Source organism: Pseudomonas sp. G1002, from assembly GCF_013385455.1.
Classification (GTDB): domain Bacteria; phylum Pseudomonadota; class Gammaproteobacteria; order Pseudomonadales; family Pseudomonadaceae; genus Aquipseudomonas.
Window position 1 is genome coordinate 176532 of the sequence record NZ_JACAPY010000001.1, and the last position, 15757, is coordinate 192288.

Sequence of the window (15757 nt, forward strand, 5' to 3'; positions counted from 1 at the left end):
ATTTCAGGCAGAAGCGCGCAGCTTGCCGAGGTGAACTGGTATTCACCGGCAGGCCACCCATGGGGCGGGAATTTTTTTTGAATTATTTTACGAGGGGCAGGAAATTACGGACGAATCTCGATCATCGTGCCGTCTTTCACCAGGTTCCAGACTTCGCGCATGTCGACATTGCGCATGCCGATGCAGCCGTCGGTCCAGTCCAGGGTGTGGAACAGCTCTTCGGGGTAGTCCTCGGCGTCGGGGGTGCCGTGGATCATGATCATGCTGCCGGGCTTGACCCCTTCGCGGCGGGCGCGCGCGGAATCGCTGATATTGGGGTAGGAGATGTGCATGGCCAGGTTGAAGCGGTCGCTGGTCTTGCGCCAGTCGATCCAGTAGAAACCTTCCGGGGTGCGGCGGTCGCCTTCCATCAGCTTGGTGCCCTTGGGGTTCTTGCCCAGGGAAATGCGGTAGGTCCTGAGGGGCTTGCCGTCATTGATCAGTTGCAACTGATGGGCCGACTTGAGCACCAGGATTTTCTCGACGGGTTTGCCCCCCAGGATCACTTGGGTGGAGGCTGGCGACAGCGTGGCAAACGACAGGCAGATCAGAGCAAGCAACCAACGCATTGAAACGGTATCCCCTGAAAAGACTACGTGCCGCCTGGATTGTTATTTGGCCAACTGGGTCAGCGGCGGCACCGATTCGCTGCGCACCGGATACGACTGTTGCCGGCGGTCAGCAAAAAAGCATTCTAAGGTACGCCCGACCGTGCGGAAAGCCAGCTCGGACCAAGGGATGTCGGCTTCATCGAATAAGCGCACTTCAAGGCTTTCGGGGCCGGCGGCAAAATCCAGGTCGATCAGTTCGGCCCGGTAGAAGATGTGCACCTGGCTGATGTGCGGCACGTCGATCAGGGTGTAGATGCTCAGGTTGCGCACCCGGGCGCAGGCTTCTTCCAGGGTTTCGCGCATCGCGGCCTGCTCGACGGTCTCGCCGTTCTCCATGAAGCCGGCGGGCAAGGTCCAGAAACCCAGGCGCGGCTCGATGGCGCGCCGGCACAGCAGCACCTGGTCGCCCCACACCGGTACGGTGCCCGCGACGATATTGGGGTTCTGGTAGTGAATGGTCTGACAGTGATCGCAGACATAACGCAGGCGTGCGTCGCCTTCGGGAATGCGCTGGGTGACCGGTTTACCGCACTGGCTGCAGAAGTTCATGCTGGGGTTCCTGGAGAGTGCGCCTATCTTGGCGTGACCGGGTATGGGCTGCAAGTTGTCGTTTAGCGACATGGCCAGGGTTTTGGGGTTGGGCGTGCGCAAGGTTTGGTGCATGATGCAAGGTAGCCAACAGACCGAGATGACTCATGCTGGACGAGCTACTTCGCCGGGTAAGCAATCATACGCCTCACACGCTGGAGACCGACGGTCGTTTCCCGGAAGCGGCGGTACTGGTGCCGATCACCCGCAGTGACGAACCCGAGCTGATCCTGACCTTGCGCGCCAGCGGGTTATCCACCCATGGCGGCGAAGTGGCGTTCCCTGGCGGGCGCCGCGACCCTGAAGATCCCGACCTGATATTCACCGCGCTGCGCGAAGCCGAAGAAGAAATCGGCCTGCCGCCGGGCCTGGTGGAAGTCATCGGCCCGTTGAGCCCGCTGATTTCCCTGCACGGTATCCGTGTCACGCCTTATGTAGGCGTTATCCCCGATTACGTCGAATACCTGGCCAATGACGCCGAGATCGCCGCTGTTTTCAGCGTGCCCCTGGAGTTTTTTCGCCAGGACCCGCGCGAACACACCCACCGTATCGATTACCAGGGCCGCAGTTGGTATGTGCCCAGTTATCGGTTTGGCGAATACAAGATCTGGGGCCTGACGGCGATCATGATCGTCGAGCTGATCAATCTGCTCTATGACGATGCCGACATTAGCCTGCATCGACCGCCGAAAAGCTTCATCAATACCTAAGAGCCAGATGGCCATCGTTCCTGCCGTGAGGATCCACCTATGAAATACCGCCTGGGCGACGCCCGAGTCGAAACCCATCCCAACAGCTGGGTGGCCCCCAATGCCACGCTGGTGGGCAAGGTCAAGCTGGAGGAGGGCGCCAACGTCTGGTTCAACGCGGTGTTGCGCGGCGACAACGAGCTGATCCTGATCGGCAAGAACAGCAACGTGCAGGACGGCAGCGTGATGCACACCGACATGGGTTACCCGCTGACCCTTGGCACTGGCGTGACCATCGGCCATAACGCCATGTTGCATGGCTGCACCGTCGACGATTACAGCCTGATTGGCATCAATGCGGTGATTCTTAACGGGGCGAAGATCGGCAAGCACTGCATCATCGGCGCCAATTCGCTGATCGGCGAGGGCAAGGAAATTCCCGATGGTTCGTTGGTGATGGGCTCGCCGGGCAAGGTGGTGCGGGAACTGACCGACGTGCAGAAGAAAATGCTCGAGGCCAGCGCTGCGCACTATGTGCATAACGCCCAGCGGTATGCCCGTGATCTGGTTGAGCAGGAAGAATGAACCCGGTAGAACGACCCGTCGCCTCGCCGTGCGTGAGCATTTGTGCGCTGGATGACGATGATATCTGCACGGGATGCCAGCGCACGGTGGATGAAATCACCCGCTGGAGTCGCATGGACAACGCCGAGCGCCGGGTAGTGCTGGGGTTGTGCCATGAGCGGGCGAAGGCGAGTGGGCTGGTGTGGATGATTCCGGGGAAGTCCGGCGCCTGATAGACCGCTTTCGCGAGCAAGCCCGCTCCCACATTTGATTGCGTTTATCTTGGAGGAATGCGTTCAAAATGTGGGAGCGGGCTTGCTCGCGAAAGGGCCCGCCCAGACGACATATTTCCAAATGTGAAGTACCCTGTGCCCCTTGTTCACAGGTCCCTCGCCTCATGTTCTTCCTGATTGCCTATATCAGCAGCGTCGTGCTGATCAACTTCGCCTTTTCCACCGCTCCGCACCTGGATGTCATCTGGTCTGCCTGGGGCGGCCTGGTATTTGTCCTGCGGGACATGGTGCAAACCCGTTTCGGCCATGGCGCGATCATCGCCATGCTGGCGGCGCTGGTGCTGTCCTATATCACCTCCGATCCGTCCATCGCCCTAGCCAGCGCCACGGCGTTCGCGGTGTCCGAATGCATTGACTGGCTGGTGTTCAGCATCACCAAGCGCCCACTCCACGACCGCCTGTGGATAAGTTCGGCGCTGAGTATCCCCCTCGATACCTTCATCTTTTTCGGCCTGATCGGCGCCTTGACGCCCGCGGTCGCCGGCACTGCCCTGGTGTCGAAATTCGCCGGCGTTACCGTGGTGTGGCTGGCCATGGCCTGGCGTTTGCGCCGGCAGCGCGTCGCCAACTGAAGCCAATCTTTACAGTTCATGTAAAATGCCGGCCTTTCTCCCCACGATCCGCTCCCCTGAGGACCTGAGATGACCCGAATCGGAACTCCATTGTCGCCAACCGCGACCCGCGTAATGCTGTGTGGCTGCGGTGAGCTGGGCAAGGAAGTGGTAATCGAACTGCAACGCCTGGGCGTTGAAGTGATTGCCGTGGATCGCTACGCCAACGCGCCGGCCATGCAGGTTGCCCACCGCAGCCACGTGATCAACATGCTCGACGGTGCCGCGCTGCGTGCCGTGATCGAAGCCGAAAAGCCGCACTTCATCGTGCCGGAAATCGAAGCGATCGCCACCGCCACCCTCGTGGAGCTGGAAGCCGAAGGCTTCACCGTGATCCCGACCGCCCGCGCGACGTTGCTGACCATGAACCGCGAAGGCATCCGTCGCCTGGCCGCCGAAGAGCTGGACCTGCCGACCTCGCCGTACCACTTCGCCGACACCTTCGAGGACTACAGCAAAGCCGTCACCGACCTGGGCTTCCCGTGTGTGGTCAAGCCGGTGATGAGTTCGTCGGGCAAGGGCCAGAGCCTGCTGCGCAGTGTCGATGACGTGCAGAAAGCCTGGGATTACGCCCAGGAAGGCGGGCGTGCCGGCAAGGGTCGCGTGATCATCGAAGGCTTTATCGACTTCGACTACGAAATCACCCTGCTGACCGTGCGCCACATTGGCGGCACTACCTTCTGCGCGCCTGTCGGTCACCGTCAGGAGAAGGGCGACTATCAGGAATCCTGGCAGCCACAGGCCATGAGCCCGATTGCACTGGCGGAATCCGAGCGCGTTGCCAAGGCGGTAACCGAAGCGTTGGGTGGTCGTGGTCTGTTTGGCGTCGAGCTGTTTATCAAAGGCGATCAGGTGTGGTTCAGCGAAGTGTCGCCGCGCCCCCATGACACTGGCCTGGTGACCCTGATTTCCCAGGACTTGTCTCAGTTCGCCCTGCATGCGCGGGCAATTCTCGGCCTGCCGATCCCGTTGATCCGTCAGTTCGGGCCTTCGGCTTCGGCAGTGATCCTGGTGGAAGGCAAGTCGACCCAGACGGCGTTTTCCAACCTGGGTGCAGCCTTGAGCGAGCCGGATACGGCGTTGCGTCTGTTCGGCAAGCCGGAAGTGAATGGCCAGCGCCGTATGGGCGTGGCGTTGGCGCGGGATGAGTCGATTGAGGCAGCGCGGGCTAAAGCGACCCGTGCTTCGAAAGCGGTTGTTGTCGAGCTGTAACCCCCCGCCGATCGTTCCCACGCTCCGCGTGGGAATGCCGCGCTGGACGCTCCGCGTCCGCTCTTAAGGGCGTGACGCAGAGCGTCACCGGATGCATTCCCACGCAGAGCGTGGGAATGATCATCATTAGGCGACCTTGTTCAAATCGTTATTGCGCGTCTCTTTCAGGCACAACACAGCAATCAAGCTGATCACCGCTGCCGCCGACACATACCCGCCGACATAACTCAAACCGCCCATCGCCACCAGCTTGGTCGCGAAGAACGGTGCCGCCGACGCACCCACGATCCCACCCAGGTTATACGCCGCCGAAGCACCGGTATAACGCACGCGGGTCGGGAACAGTTCCGGCAACATCGCGCCCATCGGGGCAAACGTCACGCCCATCAGGAACAGCTCCAGCGCCAGGAACAGTGCCACGGCCCAGGTTGAACCGTGGGTCAGCAACGGCTCCATGGTGAAGCCGGAAAGGATGGTCAGGATCGCACCGACAATCAGCACCGGCTTACGCCCGTAACGGTCGCTGGCCCACGCCGCCAGCGGCGTTGCCGCGCCCATGAACAGCACCGCGAAGCACAACAGCCCGAGGAAGGTTTCACGGCTGTAACCCAGCGTAGACACGCCGTAGCTCAGGGAAAACGCGGTGGTGATATAGAACAGCGCATAACACACCACCATCGAGGCTGCACCCAGCAGTACTGGCAGCCAATGCTGGCTGAACAGTTCCACCAGCGGCACCTTCACCGGCGCTTCCTTGGCCACGGCGTTCGCGAATACTGGCGTTTCGTGCAGTTTGAGCCGCGCATACAGCCCCACCATTACCAGCGCCGCGCTGAGAATGAACGGAATGCGCCAGCCCCAGCTGCGGAACTGTTCGTCGCTCAGGCTCATGGCCAGGATCAGGAACAGCCCGTTGGCCGCCAGAAAGCCAATCGACGGGCCCAGTTGCGGGAACATGCCGAACCAGGCGCGTTTGCCCTTCGGGGCGTTCTCGGTGGCCAGCAACGCCGCGCCGCCCCATTCGCCGCCAAGCCCGAGGCCCTGGCCGAAGCGCAGTACGCAGAGCAGGATCGGTGCCCAGGCGCCGATGCTGTCATATCCGGGCAGCAAGCCGATCAGCGTGGTGCACACGCCCATCAGCAGCAGGGAAGCCACCAGTGTCGACTTGCGGCCAATCCGGTCACCAAAGTGGCCGAACAGCGCCGAGCCCAGTGGCCGCGCGATAAACGCGATACCGAAGGTCAGGAACGAGGCGAGCATCTGCGCCGTGCCGGAGGTTTGCGGGAAGAACACCGGGCCGATCACCAGCGCGGCGGCAGTTGCGTAGATATAGAAGTCGTAGAACTCGATGGCGGTGCCGATGATGCTCGCGGTGGCGACCCGGGCCGTCGAGTTGGTCGGGGCGGCGGTCGCCGTCTCGTTATAGGTGGTGCTCATTGAGGTATCCCTGACGGTCATTGCGCGTTTGGACGCGGATTATTATTGGTCGAACACCCATGGATCAGGGTTGTGCGCGGGGCGGCTCGGGATGGGAGCAAACACCGGTCAGACACGGTAAAGCGGTGCCTGGACGCGCTCAGTGCGGGTAGCACGCGGTCGGGCGGGGCTTGGGTAAGCCGCCCGATTATAGGAAGGGGTTTGCGGATCCAACAAGGGGCTTAAGCGGCGACCGGCACCGTGCTGGTGTGCCAGATCAGTACCTTGGCGACGCGGTTGTCCTCGGTCTCGAGGATTTCCAGGCGATAACGGCCGATTTTCAGGCACACGGCGCAGTCCGGGATGGTCTCCAGCGCTTCGGTCACCAGGCCGTTGAGGGTCTTGGGGCCGTCGCTGGGCAGGTGCCAGCCGAGGGTTTTGTTCAAGTCACGGATCGAGGCGGCGCCGTCGATCACGTAGCGGCCATCCAGTTGCGGCTGGATGTGCGGGTTGTCGAGGTGCTGCTCGTTTTCGAACTCACCGACGATTTCTTCAAGAATATCTTCCAGGGTCACGATGCCCAGCACTTCGCCGTATTCATCCACCACCATGCCGAGGCGGCGCTGTTGCTTGTGGAAATTCAGCAGTTGCAGTTGCAGCGGCGTGCTTTCCGGGACGAAGTAGGGCTCGTGACAGGCCTCCAGCAGGGCTTCCTTGGTCAGGCTGGCGTCCGGCAGCAGGTGGCGGATCTGCCGCGTGTTGAGCACCGCCTCGACCTGGTTGATGTCGCTGTGGAACACCGGCAGCCGGGTTCGGGTGGAAACCCGCAGTTGCTCGATGATTTCCTCTACCGGGTCATCCAGGTTGATGCCGTCCACTTCGCTGCGGGGCACCAGGATGTCGTTGACGGTGATGTTGTCCAGGGCGTGGATGCCCGGCATGCCCGGCGCGCGGGTGTTGGGGATTTCGGCTTCCGGCTCGTCGTCCTGGTCCGGCTGCGGCTCGTCGCTCTTCTTGACCAGCCCGGGCTTGCGGGTGAACGGGCGCAGTAGCAACAGGCTGACACCGTTGAGCAGCCAGGCCAGCGGATAAAGGATTTTCAGCGGCACGCTCAGCAAGGTATTGCCGAAGCCAAGGATGGTTTGCGGGTGGCGAGTGGCCAGGGCGCGCGGCAGATAGTCGGCCAGCACCAGCAGCACCGCGCTGGAGATCACCCAGCCGAGCCACGGGCCGTTTTGCGCCCAGGCGTAGATCGCCAGCAGGGTGCAGAGAATCACCACCACGGCGCGGCACAGGGTGTTGCAGAGGATCAGGCTGTTGCGCGGGAAGTTCAGGCGGGCGGCGGCTTTGTCACCCTGGCGGGTGCCGGGGCGCAGGGCCAGCAAATGTTGCTGGGCGGCTTCGATGGCGGTAAACAGCGCCGACCATAAAACCAGCAAGGCTACTACCGCAAGCATCGGCCCCAAGGGCAAGTTGTCCATGTCGGCTGCCCGTCAGATATGCAGGATGTATTCGCGAACCAGCTTGCTGCCGAAATAGGCCAGCATCAGCAGGCAGAAACCGGCCAGGGTCCAGCGGATCGCCTTGTGCCCGCGCCAGCCGAGACGGTTGCGGCCCCACAGCAGCACGCTGAACACCACCCAGGCCAGGCAGGCCAGCAGGGTTTTATGCACAAGGTGCTGGGCAAACAGGTTCTCGACGAACAGCCAGCCGGAGATCAGCGACAGCGACAGCAGCGTCCAGCCGGCCCAGAGGAAGCCGAACAGCAGGCTTTCCATGGTTTGCAGCGGCGGGAAGTTCTTGATCAGCCCCGACGGGTGCTTGTGCTTGAGCTGGTGGTCTTGCAACAGCAGCAGCAAGGCCTGGAACACCGCGATGGTGAACATGCCGTAGGCGAGGATCGACAGCAGGATGTGGGCGAGGATGCCCGGCTCTTCATCAATGACCTGCACGGTGCCGGTCGGTGTGAATTGCGCCAGCAGCACCGTCAGCATCCCGAGCGGGAACAACAGCACCAGCAGGTTCTCCACCGGGATCCGGTAGCAGGCCATCAGGGTCAGCGCGATCACCGCGGCGGCAATCAGGCTGGCAGCGCTGAAGAAATCCAGGCCCAGGCCGACTGGCGTCATCAAGTGCGTGAACAGGCTGGCGGCGTGAGCCAGCAGGGCGAGGACGCCAAGGCCTACCAGCAGGCGTTTGTCGGCCTTGGCGCCTTGGGCCAGACGAGTGCCCTGATAGAGGGTCGCAGCGGCATACAAGATGGCGGCGGCGAGGCTGGGTAGCAAACTGGGTGACAAAGGGAGCATAAATCCTGTTAAGCAGGCCCGAAAGGCGCTGAGTTTGGCATACACCTGCGTAACACGAAAGACTCTCAGGCCAGACAGCGGGTGTGCATGGCGACAGTCTTCGCTATAATCCGCGACCTGCCCACGCCGCAGGCTCGCCGAGCGCTGTTTTTAATAGCGATTTACCACAGCCTGGGCCGCCATTACCTCGGTCTAACAATGCATTTCGATGAATAGGGCCTGAAAGGATCGCGCATGTTTGAAAATCTGACTGACCGTCTCTCGCAGACGCTGCGCCATGTCACCGGCAAGGCCAAGCTGACCGAGGACAATATTAAAGACACCCTGCGTGAAGTGCGCATGGCGTTGCTGGAAGCCGACGTCGCCTTGCCGGTGGTGAAGGACTTCGTCAACTCGGTCAAAGAGCGCGCGGTCGGCACCGAAGTGTCCCGCAGCCTGACGCCGGGCCAGGCCTTTGTGAAGATCGTCCAGGCCGAACTCGAAAGCCTGATGGGCGCGGCCAACGAAGATTTGAACCTCAGCGCCGTGCCGCCAGCCGTTGTGCTGATGGCCGGTCTGCAAGGTGCGGGCAAGACCACCACCGCCGGCAAACTGGCGCGCTTCCTTAAAGAGCGCAAGAAAAAGTCGGTGATGGTGGTGTCTGCCGACGTTTACCGCCCGGCGGCTATTAAACAGCTGGAAATGCTCGCGGGCGAAGTGGGCGTGACCTTCTTCCCGTCCGACCTGAGCCAGAAGCCGGTCGATATCGCCCAGGCGGCTATTAAAGAAGCCAAGCTGAAATTCATCGACGTGGTCATCGTCGATACCGCCGGTCGCCTGCACATCGACGAAGAGATGATGGGCGAGATCAAGGCGCTGCATGCCGCGATCAACCCGGTAGAGACCCTGTTCGTGGTCGACGCCATGACCGGCCAGGATGCGGCCAATACCGCCAAGGCCTTTGGTGATGCGCTGCCGCTGACCGGTGTGATCCTGACCAAGGTCGACGGCGATGCCCGTGGCGGTGCCGCCTTGTCGGTACGCGCCATTACCGGCAAGCCGATCAAGTTCATCGGTATGGGCGAGAAGAGCGAAGCGCTCGAGCCGTTCCACCCTGAGCGGATCGCCTCGCGTATCCTCGGCATGGGCGACGTGCTCAGCCTGATCGAGCAAGCGGAAGCGACCCTCGACAAGGACAAGGCCGACAAGCTGGCTAAAAAGCTGAAGAAGGGCAAGGGCTTCGACCTCGAAGACTTCCGCGACCAGTTGCAACAGATGAAGAACATGGGCGGCCTCGGCGGCCTGATGGACAAGCTGCCGAACATCGGCGGCGTGAACCTGGCGCAAATGGGCAATGCCCAGGGCGCGGCAGAGAAGCAATTCAAGCAGATGGAAGCCATCATCAATTCCATGACCCCGGCCGAGCGCCGCGACCCTGAGCTGATCAGCGGTTCGCGCAAACGTCGGATCGCCATGGGTTCCGGCACCCAGGTGCAGGACATCGGTCGCTTGATCAAGCAACACAAGCAGATGCAGAAGATGATGAAGAAATTCTCCGCAAAAGGCGGAATGGCCAAGATGATGCGCGGCATGGGCGGTATGTTGCCCGGCGGCGGCATGCCGAAAATGTAAAGAATTCGAGCAGAAGTTCGCTTCTGCTCCGACCCGCAGGGATGCGGGATCTCCAGCAAACCCGCCATTGGCGGGAGCTGACTTGCCGTTTTAACCGACGGCTCTATAGCAGATCTGAATGGCACGCTGATAGGCGCCAGAAAAAGACATTTGCAAAAGTCCGGATATTCCTTAGAATATGCGGCCTTTCGGGCACCTATGCCCGCTGTGCATTTAGATTTGCAGCACCGACTACAGGAACGATGTTCACATGCTAACAATCCGTCTTGCCCTTGGCGGCTCCAAAAAGCGCCCGTTTTACCACTTGACCGTAACTGACAGCCGCAACCCACGTGACGGCTCTCACAAGGAACAAGTTGGCTTCTTCAACCCGATCGCTCGTGGTCAAGAAGTCCGTCTGTCCGTGAACCAAGAGCGCGTAGCCTACTGGCTGAGCGTTGGTGCACAACCTTCTGAGCGCGTTGCTCAGTTGTTGAAGGATGCATCTAAGGCTGCGGCCTGAGCAATATGAACGCGACGCCAGCGGTTGCTGATGATTTGATCGTTATCGGCAAGATTTATTCTGTTCATGGCGTTCGCGGCGAAGTGAAGGTGTATTCCTTTACTGATCCGACTGAAAACCTGTTGCAGTACAAGACCTGGACGCTTAAGCGCGAAGGTAGTGTGAAACAGGTAGAGCTGGTCAGTGGACGCGGGAGCGACAAGTTCCTGGTCGCAAAGCTCAAGGGTCTTGATGATCGTGAAGAAGCTCGTCTTCTGGCCGGTTATGAGATCTGCGTGCCGCGCAACCTGTTCCCTGAATTGACCGACGGCGAGTACTACTGGTACCAGCTGGAAGGTCTGAAGGTTATTGATCAACTTGGGCAATTGCTCGGGAAAATCGATCATCTTCTGGAAACCGGCGCCAATGATGTAATGGTGGTCAAGCCTTGCGCTGGCAGCCTGGATGATCGCGAACGCCTGTTGCCCTATACCGAGCAATGCGTGTTGGCCGTCGACCTGGCAGCGGGCGAGATGAAGGTGGAATGGGACGCGGACTTCTAACGTGGCTAACCTGCGCGTTGAAGTGATCAGTTTGTTTCCCGAGATGTTTTCCGCCATCAGCGAGTACGGCATCACCAGTCGGGCGGTGAAACAGGGGCTCTTGCAGCTCACCTGTTGGAACCCGCGAGACTACACGACGGATCGACATCACACTGTGGACGATCGCCCATTTGGCGGTGGCCCGGGCATGGTGATGAAGATCAAGCCCCTGGAAGATGCGTTGGTTCAGGCCAAGGCAGCCGCCGGGGAGAAGGCGAAGGTAATTTACCTGTCCCCTCAAGGCCGTCAGCTGAATCAGTCGGCGGTACGCGAGTTGGCGAATCTGGAAGCATTAATCCTGATTGCCGGTCGCTATGAAGGCATTGACGAGCGTTTTATTGATGCTCATGTCGATGAAGAGTGGTCGATTGGGGACTATGTCCTGTCTGGCGGCGAGCTGCCGGCGATGGTCCTGATAGATGCGGTTACACGACTGCTGCCTGGAGCTTTAGGGCATGCGGACTCCGCGGAGGAAGATTCCTTCACGGATGGTTTGCTGGATTGCCCGCACTACACCCGACCGGAGGTGTATGCGGATCAGCGTGTTCCCGACGTATTGCTAAGTGGCAATCACGCACACATCCGGCGTTGGCGTTTACAGCAGTCCCTCGGGCGGACCTATGAACGACGCGCCGATCTTCTGGAAAGCCGCTCGCTTTCTGGAGAAGAGAAGAAGCTGCTCGAGGAATACATCCTCGGGCGGGACGATAGTTAACAACGTATCGATGGTAGGTCCGACGACTTACCTTAGGAGCACAGCATGACTAACAAAATCATCCTTGCACTCGAAGCAGAGCAGATGACCAAAGAGATCCCTACCTTTGCCCCGGGCGACACCATTGTCGTTCAGGTGAAAGTGAAGGAAGGCGACCGTTCGCGTCTGCAAGCGTTCGAAGGCGTGGTAATTGCCAAGCGTAACCGTGGTGTGAACAGTGCTTTCACTGTTCGTAAAATCTCCAACGGTGTTGGCGTAGAGCGTACTTTCCAGACCTACAGCCCGCAAATCGACAGCATGGCCGTTAAACGTCGCGGTGACGTACGTAAAGCCAAGCTGTACTACCTGCGTGACCTGTCCGGTAAAGCAGCTCGCATCAAGGAAAAACTGGCTTAAGTCCAGCTTCCCGATGCAGAAAAAAGCAGCCTACGGGCTGCTTTTTTGTTGCCTGAAATTTGTCCATTTCCCCGGTATCTATTCATGACTCCCCGCCTCGAAGAAATTCAGCGTTGCACTGACCTTAAAGCCGTTTTCCGCTTTTGTGGCGAGGGAGCTTGCTCCCGTTGGGCTGCGCAGCGGCCCTGAAACCGGCAATAGAAGTCTCTCTGTTGGACCTCAATGGTCAATCAGGGCCGCTTCGCGCCCCAGCGGGAGCAAGCTCCCTTGCCACAGATTATTTGCCCGCTTTCATTGATGTTTAGCGGCCCGTGCTGCGATAGGATCTACCCGACATCGCCATTTTCCCTGCTTGAGCCCTCATGTCCGCCATCGACCACCCGCAGATAGACCGCTTCCTCGACGCCCTCTGGCTGGAAAAAGGCCTGTCGGACAACACCCGCCAGGCTTACCGCAGTGACCTGGCGTTGTTCAATGGCTGGTTGCAGGAGAAAAACCTCGAGCTGCTCGATGCCGGTCGCGAGCTGATTCTCGACCACCTGGCCTGGCGCCTGGAGCAAAACTACAAGCCTCGCTCTACTGCGCGTTTTCTCTCAGGCGTGCGTGGCTTCTATCGCTACCTGCTGCGGGAAAAGCTGATCGCTGTCGACCCAACCCTGCAAATCGACATGCCGCAGCTGGGCCGGCCACTGCCCAAATCCCTGTCGGAAGCCGACGTCGAAGCCCTGCTCGCAGCCCCCGACCTGAGCGAAGCCATCGGCCAGCGCGACCGTGCCATGCTGGAAGTGCTGTATGCCTGCGGCCTGCGCGTCACCGAGTTGATCAGCCTGACCCTGGAACAGGTCAACCTGCGCCAGGGCGTATTGCGCGTAATGGGCAAGGGCAGCAAGGAGCGCCTGGTGCCCATGGGTGAAGAGGCGATCGTGTGGATCGAACGCTACATGCGCGACGCCCGAGCCGAATTGCTCAACGGTCGGCCCAGCGATGTGCTGTTTCCCAGCCAGCGCGGCGAACAGATGACCCGCCAGACCTTCTGGCATCGCATCAAGCACCAGGCCAAGGTTGCCGGCATCGGCAAGTCGCTGTCGCCCCACACCCTGCGTCACGCGTTCGCCACGCATTTGCTCAACCACGGCGCGGATTTGCGCGTGGTTCAAATGCTCCTGGGCCACAGCGACTTATCCACCACCCAGATCTACACCCACGTGGCGCGGGCACGTTTGCAGGAGATGCACGCCAAGCACCATCCCCGTGGATGAAAAACACTTCGGAAAAAGCCCAATTTCCCCGCGACTGGCTGCCCTGCGGCCCAACTGTGGTAGGCTTTGCCGGTTCGCAAAGGGGACGGCCCAAACCCGTGTTTGAAGATCGGTGTTCCTGCTCCCGTCCCTGCATCTGCCTTCAGGAGTTCCCATGCGCTTGACCCAGATTTTTGCCATCGCAGCCATTGCGTTGGTCTCAACCTTTGCCGTCGCCGACGACGCCGCAGAGAAGACAATCCGCAAGAGCCTGGAAGCCCTCCAGCTCGACACCCCGATTGAAAGCATCAACGCCAGCCCGATGGCCGGCCTGTACGAAGTCAAGCTCAAGGGCAGCCGCGTGCTGTACGCCAGTGCCGATGGCCAGTACATCGTCCAGGGCTACCTGTTCCAGCTCAAAGACGGCAAGCCGGTGAACCTCACCGAGAAAGCCGAGCGCCTGGGCGTGTCCAAGCTGATCAACGGTATTCCGGTGGCTGAAACCGTGGTTTACCCGGCCATCGGCGAAACCAAGACTCACATCACCGTGTTCACCGACACCACCTGCCCGTACTGCCACAAGCTGCATGCCGAAGTGCCTGAGCTGAACAAGCTCGGCGTTGAAGTGCGCTACGTGGCGTTCCCGCGCCAGGGCCTGGGTTCGCCGGGTGACGAGCAGTTGCAAGCCGTCTGGTGTTCGGCCGACAAGAAAGCGGCCATGGACAAGATGGTCGATGGCAAGGAAATCAAGGCCGCCAAGTGCGCCAACCCGGTTTCCAAGCAGTTCGCCCTCGGCCAGTCGATTGGTGTGAACGGTACGCCGGCCATCGTTTTGGCTGACGGCCAGGTGATTCCGGGCTACCAGCCTGCGCCGCAAGTTGCCAAACTGGCACTGAACGCAAAGTAAGCATTATCGTCGAGCCTTGACGATCATGATCCGCCGACAGTTCGGCGGGTCATTAATAGAGAGCCGCAGTTGTGCGGCTGTTTTCACGGCCGACCTTGAGTCGGCCGTTTCATGGGGAGTTCTTCAGTGAAACCGGTCAAAGTAGGCATCTGTGGGTTAGGGACCGTCGGTGGCGGCACCTTCAACGTACTTCAGCGTAACGCTGAAGAAATTTCCCGCCGTGCAGGGCGTGGGATTGAAGTGGCACAAATTGCCACGCGTACGCCAAAGCCTCAGTTCCAAACGACCGGTATTGCGATTACCAACGATGTCTTCGAAGTCGCCACCAACCCTGAAATCGATATCGTCATCGAGCTGGTAGGCGGCTACACCGTGGCCCGCGAGCTGGTGCTCAAGGCTATCGAAAACGGCAAGCATGTGGTCACTGCCAACAAGGCGCTGATTGCCGTGCACGGTAACGAAATCTTCGCCAAGGCCCGCGAGAAGGGCGTGATCGTGGCGTTCGAAGCCGCCGTGGCCGGTGGCATCCCGGTGATCAAGGCGATCCGTGAAGGCCTGTCCGCCAACCGTATCAACTGGGTGGCCGGCATCATCAACGGCACCGGTAACTTCATCCTCACCGAAATGCGCGAGAAGGGCCGTACCTTCGAAGACGTGCTGGCCGAAGCCCAGGCCCTGGGTTACGCCGAAGCCGATCCGACCTTCGACGTGGAAGGCATCGACGCTGCCCACAAGCTGACCATCCTGGCGTCCATCGCCTTTGGTATCCCGCTGCAGTTCGACAAGGCCTACACCGAAGGCATCACCAAGCTGACCACCGCCGACGTGAACTACGCCGAAGCCCTGGGCTACCGCATCAAGCACCTCGGTGTGGCGCGCAGCACCCCGGCCGGTATCGAGCTGCGTGTGCACCCGACACTGATCCCGGCCGACCGCCTGATCGCCAACGTCAATGGCGTGATGAACGCCGTGATGGTCAACGGTGACGCTGCCGGTTCCACCCTGTTCTACGGCGCCGGCGCCGGCATGGAGCCGACCGCTTCGTCTGTGATCGCCGACCTGGTGGACGTGGTGCGTGCCATGACCAGCGACCCGGAAAACCGCGTACCGCACCTGGCCTTCCAGCCGGATTCGCTGTCGGCCCACCCGATCCTGCCGATCGAAGCCTGCGAAAGTGCCTACTACCTGCGCATCCAGGCCAAGGATCATCCGGGCGTGCTCGCCCAGGTGGCCAGCATCCTGTCGGAGCGCGGCATCAACATTGAATCGATCATGCAGAAGGAAGTCGAAGAACAAGACGGCCTGGTGCCCATGATCCTGCTGACCCACCGTGTGCTGGAGCAGCACATCAACGACGCCATCGCCGCGCTTGAAGCGTTGCAGGGCGTGGTTGGGCCGGTGGTGCGGATTCGCGTCGAACACCTGAACTAATCGTTTTGCGGCAAGGGCCCCACGCGTTCGGCGGCCCTTGTTCAAGC

General features: G+C 60.5%; 18 protein-coding genes. 13 read left to right on the top strand and 5 right to left on the bottom strand.

Features of this window, described 5'->3' with window-relative positions; translation table 11 throughout:
- Positions 1 to 104: 104 nt before the first annotated feature.
- Both HX801_RS00805 and HX801_RS00810 read right to left on the bottom strand, forming a co-directional pair.
- Entirely contained in the window at positions 105 to 608 is a 504-nt protein-coding gene (locus tag HX801_RS00805) for a murein L,D-transpeptidase family protein (RefSeq protein WP_003209608.1), read from the bottom strand.
- A 42-nt stretch (positions 609 to 650) separates the two neighbouring features.
- Positions 651 to 1199 (bottom strand): NUDIX hydrolase, encoded by a 549-nt coding sequence (locus HX801_RS00810; RefSeq protein ID WP_003209606.1) that lies wholly within the window; start codon positions 1197 to 1199, stop codon positions 651 to 653.
- 146 nt (positions 1200 to 1345) lie between these two features.
- Here HX801_RS00810 and HX801_RS00815 point away from each other — a divergent pair, with 146 nt between their 5' ends.
- The 5 genes from HX801_RS00815 (at position 1346) to purT (ending at position 4607) form a co-directional block, all read left to right on the top strand.
- Positions 1346 to 1948, top strand: coding sequence for a CoA pyrophosphatase (locus HX801_RS00815; RefSeq protein WP_003209605.1), 603 nt, complete (start codon positions 1346 to 1348; stop codon positions 1946 to 1948).
- A gap of 39 nt (positions 1949 to 1987) precedes the next feature.
- On the top strand, positions 1988 to 2512 hold the full coding sequence (locus HX801_RS00820; RefSeq protein WP_008438249.1) for a gamma carbonic anhydrase family protein: 525 nt from the start codon (positions 1988 to 1990) through the stop codon (positions 2510 to 2512).
- Entirely contained in the window at positions 2509 to 2724 is a 216-nt protein-coding gene (locus HX801_RS00825; RefSeq protein ID WP_087695119.1) for a DUF1289 domain-containing protein, read from the top strand. Before HX801_RS00820 ends, HX801_RS00825 begins: the two co-directional genes overlap by 4 nt.
- A 164-nt stretch (positions 2725 to 2888) precedes the next feature.
- Positions 2889 to 3356 (top strand): hypothetical protein, encoded by a 468-nt coding sequence (locus tag HX801_RS00830; protein WP_003209599.1) that lies wholly within the window; start codon positions 2889 to 2891, stop codon positions 3354 to 3356.
- 69 nt (positions 3357 to 3425) lie between these two features.
- Positions 3426 to 4607, top strand: coding sequence for a formate-dependent phosphoribosylglycinamide formyltransferase (purT, locus tag HX801_RS00835; protein ID WP_177021408.1), 1182 nt, complete (start codon positions 3426 to 3428; stop codon positions 4605 to 4607).
- Positions 4608 to 4733: 126 nt separating this feature from the next.
- Here purT and HX801_RS00840 read toward each other — a convergent pair whose 3' ends face one another.
- The 3 genes from HX801_RS00840 to HX801_RS00850 all read right to left on the bottom strand — a co-directional run bounded on the left by HX801_RS00840 (position 4734) and on the right by HX801_RS00850 (position 8329).
- Positions 4734 to 6044 carry an MFS transporter gene (locus HX801_RS00840; RefSeq protein WP_003209595.1) on the bottom strand — a complete coding sequence of 437 codons (1311 nt, stop codon included), beginning with the start codon at positions 6042 to 6044 and terminating at the stop codon, positions 4734 to 4736.
- Between the two features lie 221 nt (positions 6045 to 6265).
- Positions 6266 to 7504 (bottom strand): transporter associated domain-containing protein, encoded by a 1239-nt coding sequence (locus HX801_RS00845; RefSeq protein WP_008438241.1) that lies wholly within the window; start codon positions 7502 to 7504, stop codon positions 6266 to 6268.
- 12 nt (positions 7505 to 7516) lie between these two features.
- The gene (locus HX801_RS00850) at positions 7517 to 8329 is read right to left on the bottom strand and encodes an inner membrane protein YpjD (protein WP_010176828.1); all 813 of its coding nucleotides are present in this window, start codon (positions 8327 to 8329) and stop codon (positions 7517 to 7519) included.
- Between the two features lie 234 nt (positions 8330 to 8563).
- Between HX801_RS00850 and ffh the strand changes: the two genes are divergently transcribed.
- The 8 genes from ffh to HX801_RS00890 all read left to right on the top strand — a co-directional run bounded on the left by ffh (position 8564) and on the right by HX801_RS00890 (position 15710).
- A complete protein-coding gene (ffh, locus tag HX801_RS00855) occupies positions 8564 to 9940 on the top strand; it encodes a signal recognition particle protein (protein ID WP_003209589.1) in 1377 nt (458 codons plus the stop codon).
- A gap of 250 nt (positions 9941 to 10190) precedes the next feature.
- Positions 10191 to 10442 (top strand): 30S ribosomal protein S16, encoded by a 252-nt coding sequence (rpsP, locus tag HX801_RS00860; RefSeq protein ID WP_003209587.1) that lies wholly within the window; start codon positions 10191 to 10193, stop codon positions 10440 to 10442.
- A gap of 5 nt (positions 10443 to 10447) precedes the next feature.
- The gene (gene rimM / locus HX801_RS00865; protein ID WP_003175898.1) at positions 10448 to 10984 is read left to right on the top strand and encodes a ribosome maturation factor RimM; all 537 of its coding nucleotides are present in this window, start codon (positions 10448 to 10450) and stop codon (positions 10982 to 10984) included.
- Between the two features lie 43 nt (positions 10985 to 11027).
- Positions 11028 to 11738: a tRNA (guanosine(37)-N1)-methyltransferase TrmD gene (gene trmD / locus HX801_RS00870; protein ID WP_236260845.1), complete on the top strand. Its 711-nt coding sequence runs from the start codon at positions 11028 to 11030 to the stop codon at positions 11736 to 11738.
- 45 nt (positions 11739 to 11783) lie between these two features.
- Positions 11784 to 12134 carry a 50S ribosomal protein L19 gene (gene rplS, locus HX801_RS00875; protein WP_003175895.1) on the top strand — a complete coding sequence of 117 codons (351 nt, stop codon included), beginning with the start codon at positions 11784 to 11786 and terminating at the stop codon, positions 12132 to 12134.
- Positions 12135 to 12496: 362 nt separating this feature from the next.
- Positions 12497 to 13393, top strand: a complete 897-nt coding sequence (gene xerD, locus HX801_RS00880) for a site-specific tyrosine recombinase XerD (RefSeq protein WP_003209584.1) — start codon at positions 12497 to 12499, stop codon at positions 13391 to 13393.
- A gap of 154 nt (positions 13394 to 13547) precedes the next feature.
- Entirely contained in the window at positions 13548 to 14279 is a 732-nt protein-coding gene (gene dsbC, locus HX801_RS00885; protein ID WP_003209582.1) for a bifunctional protein-disulfide isomerase/oxidoreductase DsbC, read from the top strand.
- Positions 14280 to 14405: 126 nt separating this feature from the next.
- On the top strand, positions 14406 to 15710 hold the full coding sequence (locus HX801_RS00890; RefSeq protein WP_003209580.1) for a homoserine dehydrogenase: 1305 nt from the start codon (positions 14406 to 14408) through the stop codon (positions 15708 to 15710).
- The last annotated feature ends 47 nt before the right edge of the window (positions 15711 to 15757 follow it).